The sequence below is a fragment of the Rubneribacter badeniensis genome (assembly GCF_002899695.1).
In the GTDB taxonomy this organism is placed as follows: Bacteria; Actinomycetota; Coriobacteriia; order Coriobacteriales; family Eggerthellaceae; genus Rubneribacter; species Rubneribacter badeniensis.
The window spans coordinates 1-16,724 of record NZ_PPEL01000077.1; the positions used below are offsets into that span (position 1 = coordinate 1).

11 protein-coding genes are annotated in these 16,724 nt (G+C 65.2%); 2 read left to right on the top strand and 9 right to left on the bottom strand.

All coding sequences use genetic code 11. The annotated features are described in order from the left end of the window. Nucleotides 1-893 precede the first annotated feature (893 nt). Together C2L80_RS14420 and C2L80_RS10760 are read right to left on the bottom strand one after the other, a co-directional pair. Nucleotides 894-1,538 carry a LuxR C-terminal-related transcriptional regulator gene (locus C2L80_RS14420; RefSeq protein ID WP_239938924.1) on the bottom strand — a complete coding sequence of 215 codons (645 nt, stop codon included), beginning with the start codon at nucleotides 1,536-1,538 and terminating at the stop codon, nucleotides 894-896. Beyond that, a complete protein-coding gene (locus C2L80_RS10760; protein ID WP_129589945.1) occupies nucleotides 1,535-2,644 on the bottom strand; it encodes a LuxR family transcriptional regulator in 1,110 nt (369 codons plus the stop codon). Before C2L80_RS10760 ends, C2L80_RS14420 begins: the two co-directional genes overlap by 4 nt. A 250-nt stretch (nucleotides 2,645-2,894) precedes the next feature. Between C2L80_RS10760 and C2L80_RS10765 the strand changes: the two genes are divergently transcribed. Next, entirely contained in the window at nucleotides 2,895-4,676 is a 1,782-nt protein-coding gene (locus C2L80_RS10765) for an FAD-dependent oxidoreductase (protein WP_087196945.1), read from the top strand. Nucleotides 4,677-4,737: 61 nt separating this feature from the next. On the opposite strand, the gene C2L80_RS10770 is transcribed toward C2L80_RS10765, so the two are convergent. The 7 genes from C2L80_RS10770 to C2L80_RS10800 all read right to left on the bottom strand — a co-directional run bounded on the left by C2L80_RS10770 (nucleotide 4,738) and on the right by C2L80_RS10800 (nucleotide 14,319). After that, nucleotides 4,738-5,148: a type II toxin-antitoxin system VapC family toxin gene (locus C2L80_RS10770; RefSeq protein ID WP_087196947.1), complete on the bottom strand. Its 411-nt coding sequence runs from the start codon at nucleotides 5,146-5,148 to the stop codon at nucleotides 4,738-4,740. Further along, entirely contained in the window at nucleotides 5,145-5,540 is a 396-nt protein-coding gene (locus tag C2L80_RS10775) for a ribbon-helix-helix domain-containing protein (protein ID WP_103263192.1), read from the bottom strand. The genes C2L80_RS10770 and C2L80_RS10775 overlap by 4 nt, the downstream gene beginning before the upstream one ends. Before the next feature lie 641 nt (nucleotides 5,541-6,181). Continuing rightward, nucleotides 6,182-7,570 carry a histidine--tRNA ligase gene (gene hisS, locus C2L80_RS10780; protein WP_087196948.1) on the bottom strand — a complete coding sequence of 463 codons (1,389 nt, stop codon included), beginning with the start codon at nucleotides 7,568-7,570 and terminating at the stop codon, nucleotides 6,182-6,184. 81 nt (nucleotides 7,571-7,651) lie between these two features. Continuing rightward, a complete protein-coding gene (locus C2L80_RS10785; protein ID WP_239938926.1) occupies nucleotides 7,652-10,420 on the bottom strand; it encodes a tetratricopeptide repeat protein in 2,769 nt (922 codons plus the stop codon). 705 nt (nucleotides 10,421-11,125) lie between these two features. Beyond that, on the bottom strand, nucleotides 11,126-11,506 hold the full coding sequence (locus tag C2L80_RS10790; RefSeq protein ID WP_087196953.1) for a NifB/NifX family molybdenum-iron cluster-binding protein: 381 nt from the start codon (nucleotides 11,504-11,506) through the stop codon (nucleotides 11,126-11,128). A 138-nt stretch (nucleotides 11,507-11,644) separates the two neighbouring features. After that, nucleotides 11,645-12,088 carry a PadR family transcriptional regulator gene (locus C2L80_RS10795; RefSeq protein ID WP_103263191.1) on the bottom strand — a complete coding sequence of 148 codons (444 nt, stop codon included), beginning with the start codon at nucleotides 12,086-12,088 and terminating at the stop codon, nucleotides 11,645-11,647. A gap of 605 nt (nucleotides 12,089-12,693) precedes the next feature. Further along, a complete protein-coding gene (locus C2L80_RS10800) occupies nucleotides 12,694-14,319 on the bottom strand; it encodes an FAD-dependent oxidoreductase (RefSeq protein ID WP_087196957.1) in 1,626 nt (541 codons plus the stop codon). A 197-nt stretch (nucleotides 14,320-14,516) separates the two neighbouring features. On the opposite strand from C2L80_RS10800, the gene C2L80_RS10805 reads away from it, so the two are divergent. Next, entirely contained in the window at nucleotides 14,517-15,968 is a 1,452-nt protein-coding gene (locus C2L80_RS10805; protein ID WP_157941071.1) for a LuxR family transcriptional regulator, read from the top strand. The last annotated feature ends 756 nt before the right edge of the window (nucleotides 15,969-16,724 follow it).

Consider the following 16,724-nt stretch of genomic DNA (forward strand, 5'->3'; position numbering starts at 1 on the left):
CTCGGCCGCCTCGGTCAGGCTGAACCCCGCCGCGACGGCCTCCACGGCGAGCTCCCTGGTCTCCAACGGGTACATGCGGACTCCAATCCGGACACCGGAGTGTCCAACTTTTTGTCCGCACCCCCCAGGGGGTGGAAAAATCGTTCTTAACCGTCATTTTGTGCTATCACATCGACGCGGTCTCTGTTAAATCAAAATTGATATAGGCCAGATCGGCCCGCCGGGCGAGGCCCCGCCGATGCCACAGGAACCACACCCGTCGGACGGAGAGGGCCCCTCCGAAACACCTGGCCAGATAGGTGGTCATTGGAATTCGGCGAACGCGGGTTCGTGCCAACAGTGGTTCAACAGAAAGGGGCTCTCCGTCAAACCAGAATTGATATAGACCGGGCCAGCCCGCCGGGCGAGGCTCTGCCGGCGCTTCGGAAGGCCCTACCCGTGGGGCAAAAGGCATTCCGAAGCGTCCGGACAGGGAAAGCGTGGCTCGATGGCGAATACGAGTTCGCACCGATCCTGGCCCGACAGAAAGAAGCCCTCGGACAGGCACGGATCGCGCTTTGTGCATAGATTTGAAACGTTCGATTTCACCTGGAATTTTCGCGACCTGGGCTTTTTTCATCCGGATCTCCATATGAGCTCGTTTTCCGGGGACATGCGGGGGCGATATCTACGCACAAAGCGCGATCTGTGCCAGTCCGAGGGCTTCCCGCTGTCGGAAGACCTCAGAGCGCTTGGACAAAACGCGCCGAACCGGCGTCCCAAGATTCAACCGGAAAAGAAAGCGGGCAAACCGAGCAGAAGATTCGCCGATGGTGGCCGAGCATTCGCACGCGAAAGCGAGCAAGATCCCCGGATCGGAGGCTTTTCGTCCAAGGAGAAGGGCGCTTCGCGCATCACCGAATCCCCGACCCGAACAGCACGAGGTCGATCAGCTCTTGCTTCGCGTGGATGTTGAGCTTCTCGTAGACGTGTCTGATGTGCGTCCTCGTGGTGTTGTAGGAGATAAGCAGCTCATCGGCGATGTACTTCGCGCTCCGTCCCATGGCGATGAGGCCGAGGATCTCCGCTTCGCGCCGGGTCAGCCCGTTCTCAAGCGCAAGCCTCTGGCAGCATGCAAGGATCTCCGCGGGCACACCGTCCTCCTGAAGAGCACCCGGACGCTCCGAGCCGCCCGATCCCGCCGCGACCTCCGCATCCGTTTCCCCGCGCGTCTGCGCATCTGCCTCCCCACGCGCCTCCGCGTACGCCTCCCCGCGCACCCGCTCGTCCAGAGCCCCCGCGCTTGCCCCCTTGCCTACCGCCATGCCCGAAGCATCCGTCGCCCCCAGCGCCGCACCTTTCGCCGTCTCCCCCGCCGCGCCCGACGCATGCATCGCCTCCGCACCTGCACGCAAAGCCGACGGGCGCATTTCCCCCGCACCCCCCGCGTTCGTCGCGCCCGACTCCCGCGCGACCCCTCCCTTCTTCGAGCCCGCCTTCTCGACCCGCGGCCCGTCAAGAACATGGCGGCACACGCTCGCAAAGTACAGCAGCGTCAAGCCCACACCAAGGCACGGCGAAAACGGGCACCCCCCCCCCCGAGCGTCGACGCGCGCACGACCAGCTGCCCCACGCACATGGCCTCGAACATCACGCCCACCGCCAGCCCCTTCACCGCATAGGGCGACGTGCGGATGTCGTACGCGAAGATGGCGACGATGAGCACCCACACGCTCGTCTCCCACAACGCGTCGGGCGAGCGGTCGGGTATACCCGCCCCTCCCATGACAAGCCCGATGCAGAACAGGGGCACAACGCACACGCACAACGTGAGCGCCGCCGTCCCCCGAGCGCCCAAAGCCGACCCCTCCCACGCGAAACGACCCATCGATCCGCTGCAAAACATCACGGTCAAAACCGCCAGCGCCTCGAACAGCACCATGTAGTTCAACCCCGAAGACAGCACGCCGTCCTCGCGGCCCGACAAAAACGCCACCACGCTGCACCCCACCGCGAACACGGCCGCCACCACAACGAGCACTTGGAGCGCCTGGGCCCGCTCGCCCACGATGGCAGCGCCGCCCTCGTCCCGTCCGGCTCGAACGATGCACGCAAGGGCCGCAAGCGGAAGCGCCAGGAGAAACCCTTGCGCCACGGCATCCGAAAACGTGCTGACCAATCGGAACAGAAAATAGACGGCGACCGCCACCGCAAGCGACGGATCGATGAAGAACGAATCGGGGTCGGGGCGCGACGCGCGAATCGTCGACGTCCAGATGACGGTCATCCAGCCGCACGCAAGCCCCAACAGCGCGCCCGACGCCCAGAACAGCCCCACCCCAACCACGGGCAGCATCGACACAAGCGCAAGCGCAGCCCCAACCGCCGCCACCATGCTGACGGCCGGCACGCCGAACGACGATTCGATGAACAGCCGAGCGCGCAGAAGCGGCTTCGCCAAAAGATGCGCGAGCGCGAGCGCGCAAACGACGATCAAGAAGAACGTCGAAAGCTCCGCAAGCGAGCGGTCGACGCCAACGTAGTACATGGTGCGGATGACCATATGCGAGGCGAAGAAGTACAGCACCCCTATGCCGACATCGAACACGGTCGGCCGCCCGACGAGCGCAAAGCCATGCTCCTGCTCGCGCATCCCGTTTCGCATGATGCCTCCCCTGCCCTTTCGCGCAGCCCTCCCGCCGCGCGCTCCTTTTCCCAGTATAGAGGAGAAGGCGGCACCTGGCGAATAACGCATTTCGAGTGATTTTCAGAGCAATTCCCAGCCGGTGGCTTTCGCTGAGCGAAAAGCCCCTCGAAGCGAGTGATGCGGCAGCAAAGATCAGCCGCTATGCTCGAAAGGCCCTGCGGGAGCAATCCCGCCAGGGGCAGGCACCGAACGAACCCAAGGAGGGACCATGAGCATCGAAACACCCATGAACCGCCGCAGCTTCCTCAAGGGGGCAACCGTCGTGGGAGCCGCCGCAGCGGCCACCGGAGCGCTTGGACTGGCAGGATGCGCCCCGCAGGGCAAAAGCGACGCGGCCAAAGGGGCCGCCACGACCGAGTCGGGAGAGCTGATCCTCGACGCCGAAACGTTCCAGAACGCGAAATGGAACTTCGAGATCCCGCCCGAGCCCATCGACGAGAGCAAGATCACGAACACCGTCGAATGCGAGATCCTCGTCATCGGCGCGGGCGTGGGCGGGCTCGTCACCGCCGCGTCGGCCGTGGAGGAGGGAGCCGACGTCGTGGTCATCGCCTCAAGCAGCGGGCCCGTGTCGCGCGGCGGCTCCAACGCCGCGTTCAACACGCGCCTCACCCATGAGCTGGGGCTGGACTTCACACGCGAGGAAATCGAGCCCATCTTCCAGTCCATCTTCGCCTCGAACAGCTTCCGTCTTGACCAGGAGAAGTGGTGGCTTGTGTTCGACGAGTCCGGCACCGCCATGAACTGGCTCATGGACAAGGTGGCGCCTTACGGCATTTCCGCCGTCATCGAGAACAACCAGCGCGACGGCGGCACGAGCTGGTGGGACGGCGGGCCGCTCAAGACGCTCAACGTGTCGCACTCCTTCGTCGCCGAGGGCGCTCAGGCGGCTGGCGCGTCGCAGCAGATCGTCGTGGAGGCCCTTGCCGAGGAGATCACGAAGGGCGGCGGCCAGATATTCTACAGCACCACCGCCGTGCAACTCGACCGCGAAGGCGACAACACGGGTCGCGTCACCGGCTGCGTCGCGAAGCACGATAGCGAGTACACCCGCTACAACGCCTCGAAAGGCGTGGTGCTGGCCACGGGCGACTTCTCGCAGGACAAGGACATGGTGGCGAAGTACTGCCCGATGGCGCTGCCGTTCGGATACGGCGGCGTCTACGACGGCAGCGGCCTCAAACTGGCCCTCTGGATCGGCGCCGCTTGGCAGAAGTACACGCCGAACGCCCCCATGCTGGCCACGATGGGCGACGAAGTGCTGCCCTGTCGCTGGTGGGCCGAAGGCGCGCTCACGACGTTTCCCGGCCTGCTGGTGAACAAGAAGGGCGTGCGCTACTCCAACGAGAACTGCACGTACGGCTACATGCCCTACCCGCAGCGCGTGCAGCCCGATGGATGCGCCTTCCTCATCTGGGACGAGAACTGGGTGCGCGACTCCGCGCCATGGCAGAGCGACCGCGTGGGCGGCGAGGCGCGTGACACGCAAGAGGTCTACGACGCCATCCAGGCGCTGTTCGATCCCAACACCGACTGGACCACCACCGAAGAGTACGCGGGCTTCGATGCCACCATGGCCGAGAACGCCGTGAAGGCCGACACGCTCGAAGAGCTGGCCGATGGGCTGGGATTGCCGCGCGAGGAGTTTTTGGCCCAGGTGGAGCGCTACAACTCGTATTGCGAGACAGGGCTCGACGACGAGTTCCACAAGGACAAGCGTTTCCTCCTGCCGGTGAAGCAGCCGCCGTTCTACGGCATCAAGAACGAGCCGTACACGCTGTGCATCACAGGCGGCCTCAACACCGACATCCAGATGCACGTGTGCGATGCCAACAACGACCCCATCCCCGGCCTGTACGGCGTGGGCACCGTGGTGGGCGACATGTACGGAGACGTATACGACTACAAAGTGCCGGGCATCAACCTCGGCGGCGCGTGCACGACGTTCGGCTACCTGCTGGGCAAGAACCTCCACGCCGGCACCTGGTAGGCGCTCGCAAGCCCATTCCTCCCTCCCTGTCGGGCCCGACGCAGCGTCGGGCCCGACGACGTTAGAACTCGTTGTCCGTGAACACGCAGTTCACGCCGTTTTCGACGCAGAGGCCTTGCAGCTTCCGGTCGAGCGTGAACAGGGTGGCGCCCAACCTGCGCGCCAAGACGAAGTACAGCATGTCGTAGACGGGATGGCCCAGCCGCACCGCCTCGGACAGCGCCTCTTTCAGCACATCCCTATCGTCGCAGTACTCGTCCACCATATCCATCGCTTTTGACGCGCAGCGGGCAACCTGATCTTTTGCAAGCAGTCCCGCATGAGCGTACTTCCAAAACGCGTTGCACACCTCGAACGGCATAATGCTCGGAGAGGCAATCTTCTCGCCCCCGACCAATAGCATGGACAAAGCCGCCCCCTCATCCGTTTCGCGCACCATGTCAACAGCAGCGCATGCATCGAGAACGATCATTTCGCCGCGCCTTTCTCGCAAGCCACACCGATTCCGACCGTATCGAGTATGTGGTTCACGCGCTCTTCCCGATCCTGCCGTATCATCTCTGCTGCATCCGGAAAACCATCGGGAACATCGAATTTCGGCAGCTTTCGTATCTCTGCGAACAGCTCCTTGCGCCTCTTGGCGCGCTCGGCACGGGCGGCCTCAGTGTCGAAGTCGAAGTAGCGCGGGCGCGGACAGCGAAGGCGCTCGCCGTCCCAATGGTATCCGGGCTCATCGGCGCGCGCGAGCATCTGCTCCACGGCCACGATGGTCTGCTGGGCGACGCTGCGATGCTGGTCGGCCGCGTATTCCTTCAGCCGTTCGTACAGATCATCGGGGAAATCGCGCACTTGCAAGGCGGGCATGGCATGCTCCTTTCGCTTCATGCTCAATGCATGCATTATACCTTCTTTTCCTTGAATGTGCAATACCTGCATTCAGCATGCATGCTGTCAGCCGGCGTCCGAAAGGGGAATCACGCAATGAGAGCAAACGCTTCGCGAAGTGAATTCGCCCGGCAAGTTGAATGTCGCGGCAGGTGCAAGCTGTGTCATATCTAGCGCAAGTGTCAAGTTAGTGCAGGCCGTAAAAGCCCTTTGGCTGTCTTTTCGTCCGAGAAAGCGCAAGCCGGGAGAACTCCGGATGGCTTCGAGCCTGTTTCTGGGCGCATGGGCTCGTAAGCCTCTCACTCAGCGGACAGAGCAAATCACGCACGTTCGGTCAAAAATCCGAACTCTTTTGCAAATAATGTACCGAACTGGCAAAGACAGGAGGGAGAATGCCGCTCGTACCATACGAAAATGCCGCATTTGAGGCCAAACGAAGCTCCAAACACCTCAAAACAGCGCGCATCGCATCGAATCGGTAAAATGTGGATAAAAATTCCCGGATTCTTTACCGATTCGACTGATAGCGACCTTTATGTAGAGGGGCGCTCGGAACAGGCATCGCCTCCCGGCGATCAATCACAACCCGGCGTCGGACCAAACGCGTCCAGGCTGCGCGCCTAGCCCTCAACCGCGGGATCGCCGTCGCCGAAGACCTCCTCGACGCTCGCGATCGTCGCCGCACCGCCGACCGGCTCGCCGCTGAAGCGCGCGAGCAGGGCGAGCATCGCCGCCAGATCGACCGAGCGCTCGGCGTGCGTCCGCATGTTGCGCACCTTGACCTGGCCCGCCGCCACCTCGTCGGGCCCCAGCACGGCCACTCTGGCCGCCCCCAGCTTGTCGGCCAGCTTGAACTGCCCCTTCAAGCTGCGATGCTGGTGATCCATCTCGACGGCCAGCCCCGCATCGCGGCACGCCTGAACAAGCGAGAACGCCGTCCGACGCACGGAATCGTCCACGCACGCCACGAACACGTCGCAGCGCGCCGCCGGTGCGAACGCATGGCCCGCCGCCTGAAGCGCGAGCACGCAGCGCTCGTATCCGAGCGCCCAGCCGAAGCCCGGCGTGGGACGGCCGCCCACCTCTTCGGCCAGCTTGTCGTAGCGCCCGCCACCGCCGATGGCGTTCTGGCTGCCCATGCCCTCGGTCACCTGCACCTCGAACACGGTGCGCGTGTAGTAGTCGAGCCCGCGCACGAGCGTGGAATCCTCCACGTAGGCGAGCCCCGCGCCGTCGAGGTAGGCCTTCACGGCCTCGTAATGCTCGCGGCACTCGTCGCACAGGTGGTCGGCGATCTTCGGCGCGCCCTCCATGACGGCGGCGCAGCCGGAGTTCTTGCAGTCGAACGCGCGCAGCGGGTTGATCTCGGCACGGCGATTGCACTCGTCGCACAACTCGTCCGCATGCGCGGCCATGTACGCCCGCACGGCCTCCCGATACGCGGGACGACACGCGTCGCAGCCCATCGAGTTCACCAGAAGACGCGTGGTTTCCGCAGGAATGCCGATGGCCGCGAAGAAGCGCATGAGCATGATGATGCCCTCGGCGTCCACGCTCGGCTCCTCAGCGCCCAAGCACTCGATGCCCACCTGGTTGAACTGGCGCTGGCGACCCTTCTGCGGGCGCTCGGCGCGAAACATCGGGCCCGCGTACATGAGCTTGGCGGGCGCGGCCCCCTGCGGCACCAGATCGTGCTGCACCACAGCGCGCACGACGCCGGCGGTGCCCTCGGGGCGCAGGCTCAGGCGGCTCTTCGCCTTCACGGTGCCGCCGCCAAGAAGCGTGGCCAGGTTCTGGCCGGAAATGGCCGTGAACATCTCCTTTGACACGACGTCGGTGGCCTCGCCGATGCCGCGCACGAACAGCTCCGTCTGCTCGAACAGCGGCGTCTCGATGGGCGCGTAACCGTAGCGGCCGCACACGTTCGCGGCGGTCGCCTTGAAACGAGCCCAGAACGCCGCCTCGTCGGGGAGCAGGTCTTTCGTTCCTTCGGGAGCTTGCAAAGCCATAGCAGTGTCCTTCGTCGTATCGTGTCATGTCGAAATGAGGGATCGTGCTATTGTAGCGCAGCCTGAACGCCGAAGCGCGCGTCAGGCGGAACCGACCTCCAAAGAGTGCAGCACGTTCACGAGGGCGTCGTCGGGCCGGTAGCGCAAACGCAGGCTGAGCAGGCTGCGCGCGACGACGAACACCCCGGCGTCCGTCGCGGCGACCGCGCCGGCCCCAAGGGCTTCGAGCACCTCCTCGGTGGGAGCGACGGGAATCTCGGCCCGAGCAAGCGCGGCGTCAACCTCGCCGTGGTCGGGCAAAACCTCGCCCGTCTCCTCGACAAGTTCCTGCAACTCGGCGCTGGCCTGCAGCACGAAAGCCGGCGACACGGACAGCGACTTCACGTAGCACGCCGCGCCCGCGCTCGATTTGCCTGCTTTCCACAGCACGTACCCCAGCTGGTAGTACAGAAGGGCGATGTCGTTCGGCTGCACGGCCACGCGCAAGCCCTCGATCAGCGCTTCTGCCGCATTCTCCATGTCGCCCACCAGCATGTAGGCGCGTCCGAGCCTGCAAAAGCCCGCCGCGACGGTAGGCGCCATCTCCACGGCGCGCTGGCCGAAGCGCAGCGCCTCGTCGGCGCGCTCGAAGGAGTGCTCGAGCAGACGGACGATCTCAAGATGGCAGAGATAGAACGAATCCGGCACGAGCACGATGCGCTTGCCCGCATCGCGGGCAACGCGCGCGAGCGTGGACGCGCACGCGCCGCCGCAGGCCGCGCAGCCGCCGCGATGGGCCCGAAGGGCGCGATTGTAGAGCACGCGGCTCGCGTACAGGTCGAACGAGCGATAGACCTCGGAGGAGCCGTCCGCGTACCCGTCGAGCGCGACGGCCTCGGCAACGGCGTCGATGAGCGCGTCGGCGGCCGCCTCGGGATCGCTCAAAGCGAGCGTCCGGGCACGCGCGAGCGCCGCCAGGCAGCGATCCTCGCCGAGGAACCTGCCGACCACGGCGTTCTGATCGTCGGCATCCACCTCCCCTTCCGCAAGCGCCGCCATCAGGCGCGTGCATGCGGCGACCGCGCGCGTGTCGGCCTCGGCGATGGCGCGCTCTTGGGCGGCGCGCACGATGCGAATGGCCTCGGCGGCGCTCGACGCCCCCACGATACGGTCCGCAAGGCCCTCGCCCACGCGCCGCAACGCGGCGTCGTGGCTGATGCGCACGTCGGCGCATCGCTCGGCTCCCAGAGCCTCGCGCGCCGACGCCGGCAGCAAAGCGTCCTCGGCCTCGGGAAGATCGCCGCGCAGCCGCGCCGACGGCAGCGCCCGCAGCGTGCCGAACGCGTCGGCCTCGGGAAGGTTGAATTGGGCTTCGGCCTCGGAAAACAGCGGCTGCGGATCGCCCGCGCGCGCCGATCCGAAACCAGCCGTCGCCTCGTACGCCGCGCGGTCGAACGCAACCCGGTAGAGCGCCGGCCCATGCGCTCCCTGCGGAAACTCGTCCGCACGCGCAGACTCGTCCGCGCCCTTGGCCCCTCCGGCGTCGGCAAGCGGACGCGCGACCACCTCCACCCGCCGCACCTTCGGCGAGGCCTCGAACGCGATGCCCGCCAGCACGATGCCGACGTGCTCGGCGTAGCGCAGCGCCTGGGCCTCGCGCGCTTCCGCGGTCGCCAGCTCCCACGACCCCTCCCTGTCGAATCGGGGCTCTTCGGCCCACGTCCACTCCGGCATGAGCGATGCGTCGGGCACCGTCACGTCGAACGCGGCAAGGCCCGCCGACAGGTCGGCGCCCACGACAGCCTCCGCGCGCACAGGCAGACGAAGCCGCTCGACGGCCCCGCCCACCGCACAGCGAAACCCCCACTCGCCGTCGCTCGGCGCGGACGGCGCATCCACCACCCGATCCAATGACGGGCGCTGCATGGCCGCCGTTTCGATGAGATACGCGTCCCAACGGGCGCAATCGACGTCCGTCGCCGTCGCGGCCGCATCGCCGAACGCCTCGGCCACAAGCAGGAAGCGGTTGAGTGCCGCCTCAAGCGCCCACACCGTGCGCGGCTCAATGCCTGCGCCCTCGTCTTCGACAGCCAAATAGAACGTGTTCGCATAGCGCACGGTGCGCACGAGACGCAAAGCGCCGTCCTTCGCATCGTGCACAGCACCCTCGTTAAGGCCCGCCTCTGCCAGCCAAAGCGCCAAGCAGCGCACGAGCGCCGGCGGGCGAAGCGCGGGATCCGACCCCACCTCGCGCACCTCGGCCGCGATCCTTCTGAGAGCTGCAAGGGGCTTCTCGGTGCGCAACCAGGAGAACACGCTGGTCAAACCCCGTTCGGGAACGTTCCGGGCACCAAGTTTAGGGCGGTGGACGAACGCGAGGTAGGCGCGCGCCATAACGTCGGCGTACGAGAGCCCCGCCGCATGCGGCCCGAAGTCGATCCACGCATCGAACAGCCAATACCGGTTGCGCGCGCAGCCGTACTGCGCCACTTCGCGCGCCCCGCCCTCCGAGCGCACTTCGACGCATCCGCGCTCCTCGTTCGGCGTCGGCTGATCCGTCCAGCGCGCGAACGCCATATCGGGCTCGCGGGCGGGAGGGACGGACAGCGGGACATCCGTTGAGAACGCGCGCCCGTACGGATCGAAGTACGCGAGAATGGCCACGTCGTTTTTACCGAGGAACTCGACCACGTACGCGCCGCCCGTCGCCGGAGTTGCGATGCCGCCCTCGACCCATCCGAACGTCGCTGGCTCTGCCGCAAAGACACCGGGCACCGGCGGCATCGCGTCTGCCAGCACCTTCCTTTTCGCGCCGAACAGCGCACCGCCTTTCAAGCGGAGCGCTGCGCTTGCCTTTGGCCGCCGTCGCACGTCGTCGCCTTCCTTTCCTTTCGACAGCAGCATAGCATGACGGCACGGCGCCACAAAGCGGACAAGTGCGACGCTTTTTCAGAATCGCGCACGGGACACAGCGCTTTGGCTATGTGTAGGAGAATGACGCGGGCACGCTGCCGGCCATGCGTCGCGCGCTGCCGAAGACGCTTGCCTCTGCTGCACGCGCCCCACACGCGCCGCACGTTGTGTGCCACGCACCGTGCGCCGCCCACCGCGAAATACCCGCCGCACGCTATGCGCCGCGCACCGCGAACCATGCGCCGCACGCCGTGCACCGTGCGCCGCGCGGCCGTGCGCTACGCGTCGCGCGCTGCGCTCTGCACGCCGTGTGCCGTGCAGCCGTGCGCTATGCATCGCGCATCGCACGCCGTACGCCGTGTGCCGTGCAGCCGAACGCCCGAATTTTGGCCACGAAACCGAGTTCTGGCACGCTCGGAGGCCATTTTCGCCCCTTTTCATCGCGCAGAAAGAGACAGCCACGGAAAAACACCAGGTCGCAGGTTCTCCGTGAGAACACACGCGATCAGTTTTGTGCCAGAACTCCGATTGGTGTCCAAAAACGAGAGGATTTTTCGCACGAGGATCGATTCGGCCCTTTTCGCCGAAGACCCCCGCGTCGAGAAGGAGCGCGGCCGTCCGGCGCGGCCCGATCAAGGCCGCGCCGGTCAACGGATCGCGCGATCAGTGATGATGGTTGCAGGCCTGATCAGCGCCCATAACGGGCGCGCGGCCGGTCGCGACGAGCCTCGCGGCGTCGCCCACGACAGCATGCTCGTTGTCGAAGTACACGGTGATCCCCACCTGGTTGAAGCCCATGAGCGGGCGCATGCCCATGCCAGCCGCCACGATGGCGTCCACGCCGGCATCGGCCAGAAGGCCCACCGGACGCAGACAGCCGCCTTCCTCGTGCGGCGGGTTCGCAACTTCGCTCGTGCCCTTGATCTCGCCGTTTTCGATCTCGACCACCGTGAAGCAATCGCAATGCCCGAAGTGACCCGCCCTTTGGGAGTCGAGCCCCGCTGCGCCCATCGTGGGAACGGCCAATTTCATCGTTTCGCCCATCTTCGCCTTCCTTCCCCGGAGCCCTCGCGCCCCGGCTCGGACGCCGCGCCATGCGCGCTGCGCCATCTTGCTATCCGTTGCGTCGCGCCACCCTGCGGCGCAGCAGCGCACCGCCGCACCGTCGCGCTGCCCGCATTCCTATCCGGCTGGCCCCCTGCGGCCCGCCTCGGACAGTCCGTCCTCCAGCAACCCCGCAAGCAACTCGTCGAGGCGCTGGCGCTCGCGCAGCACGTCCAGCCATTGCTCGGCCAGCTCCACGCCCTGCTGCGTCAACTCGTATTCGCGACGGCGCGGACCCGATGCCGCCACGTCGTCGCACCAACGCGAGACGACCGCGCCCTCCTCCTCGAGCCGCCGCAGCGACCGGTACAGCCCGCCCACGTCGACGTCCAACGCGCCACCTGTTTTCTCGAGGATGGTTTTGCGCATGTCGTAGCCGTAGCCACCCGCGAACAAAAGCGCCGCGAGCGCGGCCGGCTCCACGAGCGCGCCGCCCCCGCCGCCACGTCTGCGACAGCACGGTTTGCGCTGGCCGGAGGCAAGACCGTCAGCCGCCACGGCACCGCATTCTCCGTTCGGCATGAGTCCCGCCCCTTTCCGCTCCTCGTCGCATATACAGATTGCACATGCGCTGCACACTTATATGATATGAACATATATACTCCCACAGCATGCATGTTGTCAACAGGCATTCGAAAAGCGGGCATTCGAGCGCGAGCGAATCGCAAACGCAACCGCCACGCCAGCCTTTCCACGATCCACCTTGTGACGCAAGCGCAAAGAAAACAGCCGTCCATGGCAGGTTTCGACGGAAAACGACCATCGCCCCCGAAGATCTTCGGAGGAGATCGGCACCGACCGGGGAATATGAGAGAGCAAAGTGGAAGAAAAGTCCACCGGACGGCTCCGCATGACCGTTTTCCGTCGAAACCCGCCACGAAACCCGATTCCCGCCATGCAGCATCATCGAAGAGTCCGGTGAATCATGCAAGCCAGGAAAACGTCCCCCGACCTCGCACGCATGAAGATCAACGCCTTCGCGCGAGACGCTATCCGCGCCGCTTCGACGCTCGCATCCCTCCGGCAAAGGCGAGAAGCCGCTGACGGATCCCGTCAAGTTACCCGCGCCTCGGAAAGCCGTCGCGAGAAGGCTTCCCGAGGCGCATACGATCCAGACGGGCTTTCGCCTACAGGACGGAGGCCGCTATCTCCTCGGCGGCGAGCACGCCCGAGGTGTGCGCCCAACCCACCGTCTGCCCGAGGGCCCAGTAATAGTCGTTGTGCATGGTTCCCACCGTCTCGGTGCCCACGGCGTACAGTCCCGTGACGGTAGAGCCGGGCTCGGTGCCGCGGACCTCCATCCTGGGCGTCACGCTCAAGTCGCCGCACGTGCCGAACGGAGTGGGCGCCATGCGCACAGCGTAGTACGGACCGTCCCCGTACGGCACGAGGTACTTGGCGTCCTTGAAGAACACCGGGTCCTCGCCCGCTGCGCACAGCTCTCCATAGCGAGAGAACTCCTCGGCGAACGCCCCCGGATCCCAGCCGACGGCCTCGGCCAGCTCTTCCGGGGTGTCGCCCTTGAACAGAACGCCGAGATCCTCCATAGACGACAGGTACGCCTCGTCGACCGTCTCATCCCCGGCTTGCAGCTCGTCGATGGCCGCCTGGTCGGCGATGACGAACAGCCACGGCTCGTCATACGCCACACCGTTCGCCCCACCGTATGTGGGCACCCAGCAAAACGCATCTTCGGAATGGAAACGCTTCCCCAGCTGGTTCACGTGCATACGCGCCTTCGCCGGATCCTGCATGACGTTGCCGAGCGACTGGACGCCGCCCGGATACGAAACGTAGTTCGCATCGATGGGATAGAGCGTGTCGACGCACAGGATGCCGAGGTTCCACGGTTGCGCCGCGCCGGCCGCCCACGCCATCTGCGCGCCTTCGCCGTTGTTGAGCACAGGATCGCGCCCGAGCAGGGGGACTTTCGCATACCGCTTGATCATGTCGTTGTTCGCGCCATACCCTCCCGTCGCGAGGACCACGGCCTTGCCCATGAAGTCCACAACGCTGCCGCCGCACTGGGCCCTCAGGCCCACGACCGCGCCCTCATCGTTCACAATGAGCTCCTGACCCGTGCAATTCGTATGCAACGCACCTCCCGCCGCCGTCACGACCTCGATCATCGCACCGTACGTTTCCTCGCGGTTGCCGCTGTCCTTGGGCGGCTGCGAGATGCGGTAGGCGTTGCCCGACAGCCCGTTGGTGGCCGGCGTCTCCTTCATGTTGAAGCCGAAGCCGTACCCCATGAGCCAGTCCACCACGCGTCCGCAGTTTCTCAGGTAGGTGCTCAAGACCTCGTGATCGCAGTGATAGTGAACCGCCTCGAGCCACTCCTTGTAAAACGCGGGGATGTCGGCCTCGAGCCCTTGTTCCACCTGATAGCGACTGTTGAGGGAGATGTAGCAGTTGCCCGACGCCACCATGCCCGTACCTCCAACGTTGGCCGTCTTTTCCACGACGAGCACGCGGGCACCCTCCTCCGCAAGGCGCGTCGCGCAGGCGATGCCGCCCGGGCCGCAGCCGAGCACCACGACGTCGCCTTCGAACGTCTCTTCCGCTGGCTCCATCGAACCCATCCGCTGCACCGGATACTCCGGCACCTGCTGCTCGGATGCGGCAGCCGCAGTGCCCGCACCATCTGCGTCGCCCGCAGCCTGCGGCGAGCACCCCGCGATCAGCCCCGTCGATGCCGCTGCGCCCACGCCGAGCATCGCGCCCTTGATGAAGTTCCTCCGTGAGAGATTCATGGTATCATCCCCTTCTGACGAACGATTCCTTCCTGTCCGCACGCTCCCCGATGCAGCTTCTTTGCCCTCGGCGGCATCCGCGTCGGCGAGCCTTGCAAGGCAGGAGTATGGCGAGTCGAGCGCATCTGCGAACCGTCCCAATAGGCCGGTTTTTCGGATGCGGCTTAAGAGCCGGTACCGGCCGAAAGGGGTGGGGAATGGGATGTAAACTGCGGAAATCAGGTACAGAGCCGTTTTCGCTCCTTTTCGGCTGCCAGCTTGCCACACTTGGCCTTCTACGCCAAACGCCGTCGTACTCCTTACAGGAAGCCGAGATCCTCGCCTATCCGGAGCTCAGCCTCTGGCTCGCCCGCGTGCTTTCGGTCGCCGTCCTTTTTGCCGCATCCACCGCAATCGGTCGCGGGGCGAGCCTCCTTGCACACCGTAAGCTGCTTGTCCTCAACGGGGCGGCGCTTGTTGCCGGCAGCGCCATCACGCTGTTTTTCGCTTCGGCTCTGCCGCTGTACCTGATCGGGCAGACGTTCATCGGAATCGCCCACGCATGGGTGCTGGTCTGCTGGGCCGAGTTCCTCGCATCGCTTGCGACGACGGATCGCACTCGCTGCGTCGCACGATCGGCGCTCATCGCGGTTGTGCTGTTCGCCCTCGTCGGCCTTGCGCCCTCTCCCGTCAAGGCGGCGCTGTTCATGGTGGTGGCCTGCGGCAGCGTCGTCGGCCTGCTTCCCTTCTCGCACCCGTCCGCAGCGCCTTCGTCCGTTGGATCCGTCGGAGCAGAAAAAACGGCGACGGGGGAAACACTGCGCGGCACCCTCTCCCACCTGCCCGTCGAGCTGTTCGCGCTCATGGCCAGCTACGCCATGCTGTTCCGGATACTCGTGTTCTTCGACTTCCCCGTCCACGACGAGGCGCTGTTCTTCGGCTGCGCGTCGCTTTTGCGCATAGGCGGCATGGTATTGCTCCTAGCCTATCTTTCCCGCATGCGCTTCACGCCCAGCGTCCGGCAGATCATCATGCCGCTTCTGTTCCTCACCGTCATCGGCGTGGCGCTCCTGCCCGTGTCCGACGAGCCCATGTCATCGCTTGCGGTGGCCATCGTCGAGTCGAGTTGGACCTTTTTCTACACCATCATGTGGCTTGTGCTGTTCGAACTGGGATCGCCCCGCAAACGAGGCCCCTTGCTCGCGTTCTTGAGCGGATGGACCGTCATGAACGCGCTCCTGCTAGCAGCTGCACCGCTTGCCGCCCTGCTCAAAGCGCAAGTGAGCACAGGGACGCTATCGCTTGCGGCGCTTGCGCTCGTCATCGTCTACATGCTCTCGGTTGCCCTGCTCATGTTCCGCAGAAAACCTGGCGAGCACGAGACAGGCACCTCTCCCGATGCCGAACGCGAACCGTCGTGGAAGGAGGAGCAGGAGGAGTTTCATCGCGCGATTGCAGGGCGTTTCGGACTGACCAGGCGCGAGACCGACGTGTTCGAACTGCTCGTGCAGGGCTACAGCCTGCCCGCAATCGAAGAGAGGCTCGTGCTCTCGCACAGCACGGTGAAGGGGCATGCGCGCAGCATCTACCGCAAGTTCGAGGTGGAGGGAAAGCAAGGCCTCATCGAAAAGGCAGCCGTCCTGCGAGAGCACTCTGCGATTGGGGAGTGACAGCTGGCAGCGATACGGGAACGACGACGAACGCGGCAGACGATGACCGTTGCGCCCCTCCTCTTCATTTGCAAAGCTTCAGATCAACCTTAAAGGACGCCTAGAGGCACCACCGCACTTAAAGCAGTGCCGCCAGCCTATCGTTGGAGCGGGTGCCGACATAAAATGATGCCCTTCAGGCAAAGCCATGCTTCAGCCGAAAGAGACAGTCGATGGGCTGGAAAGAGAAGGCCCGGGCACCGGCCCATTGCAGGAGACGGCAGGGAGCCTCGCAGCAAGCGCGAACGTACCCCGGCTGCAGGCGCAAGCCAAGCGAATGCCACATACCATCTGCGGTTTCTCCAACAGATCGCAATGCCCTCTTTGCCACCGTGGATACGAACGAACCGTCGAGCGCGCACCATCGACATCATGCACGAGAAGGACGGCGAACCCTGCTTTCTGGCACCCCAGGGGAAAGCTTTCCTCGCAAAAGCAACGAGGACGCCTGTCGTGGCCACTGTCGGTTAAACCCTCCACTTCCACTCCCGCAGACTGCACGACCACATAGCGCACCCCGAAAGCGCAAACAAGCAGAGGCGACTTATCGATTGGACGTTCGAGCCGAATCCGGCAATGAACAAGCCCTGCGGGGGTGCGGACGTTTTTCCGGACGGCCTAGGCGGCCAGCCCCAGCCGCCTCCTGCGGCCGGCTATCGTATCGTACACCTTGCGCCCTCCCTCGTCGAACGCCTTCAGCCTCCCCTCCCGGTACCA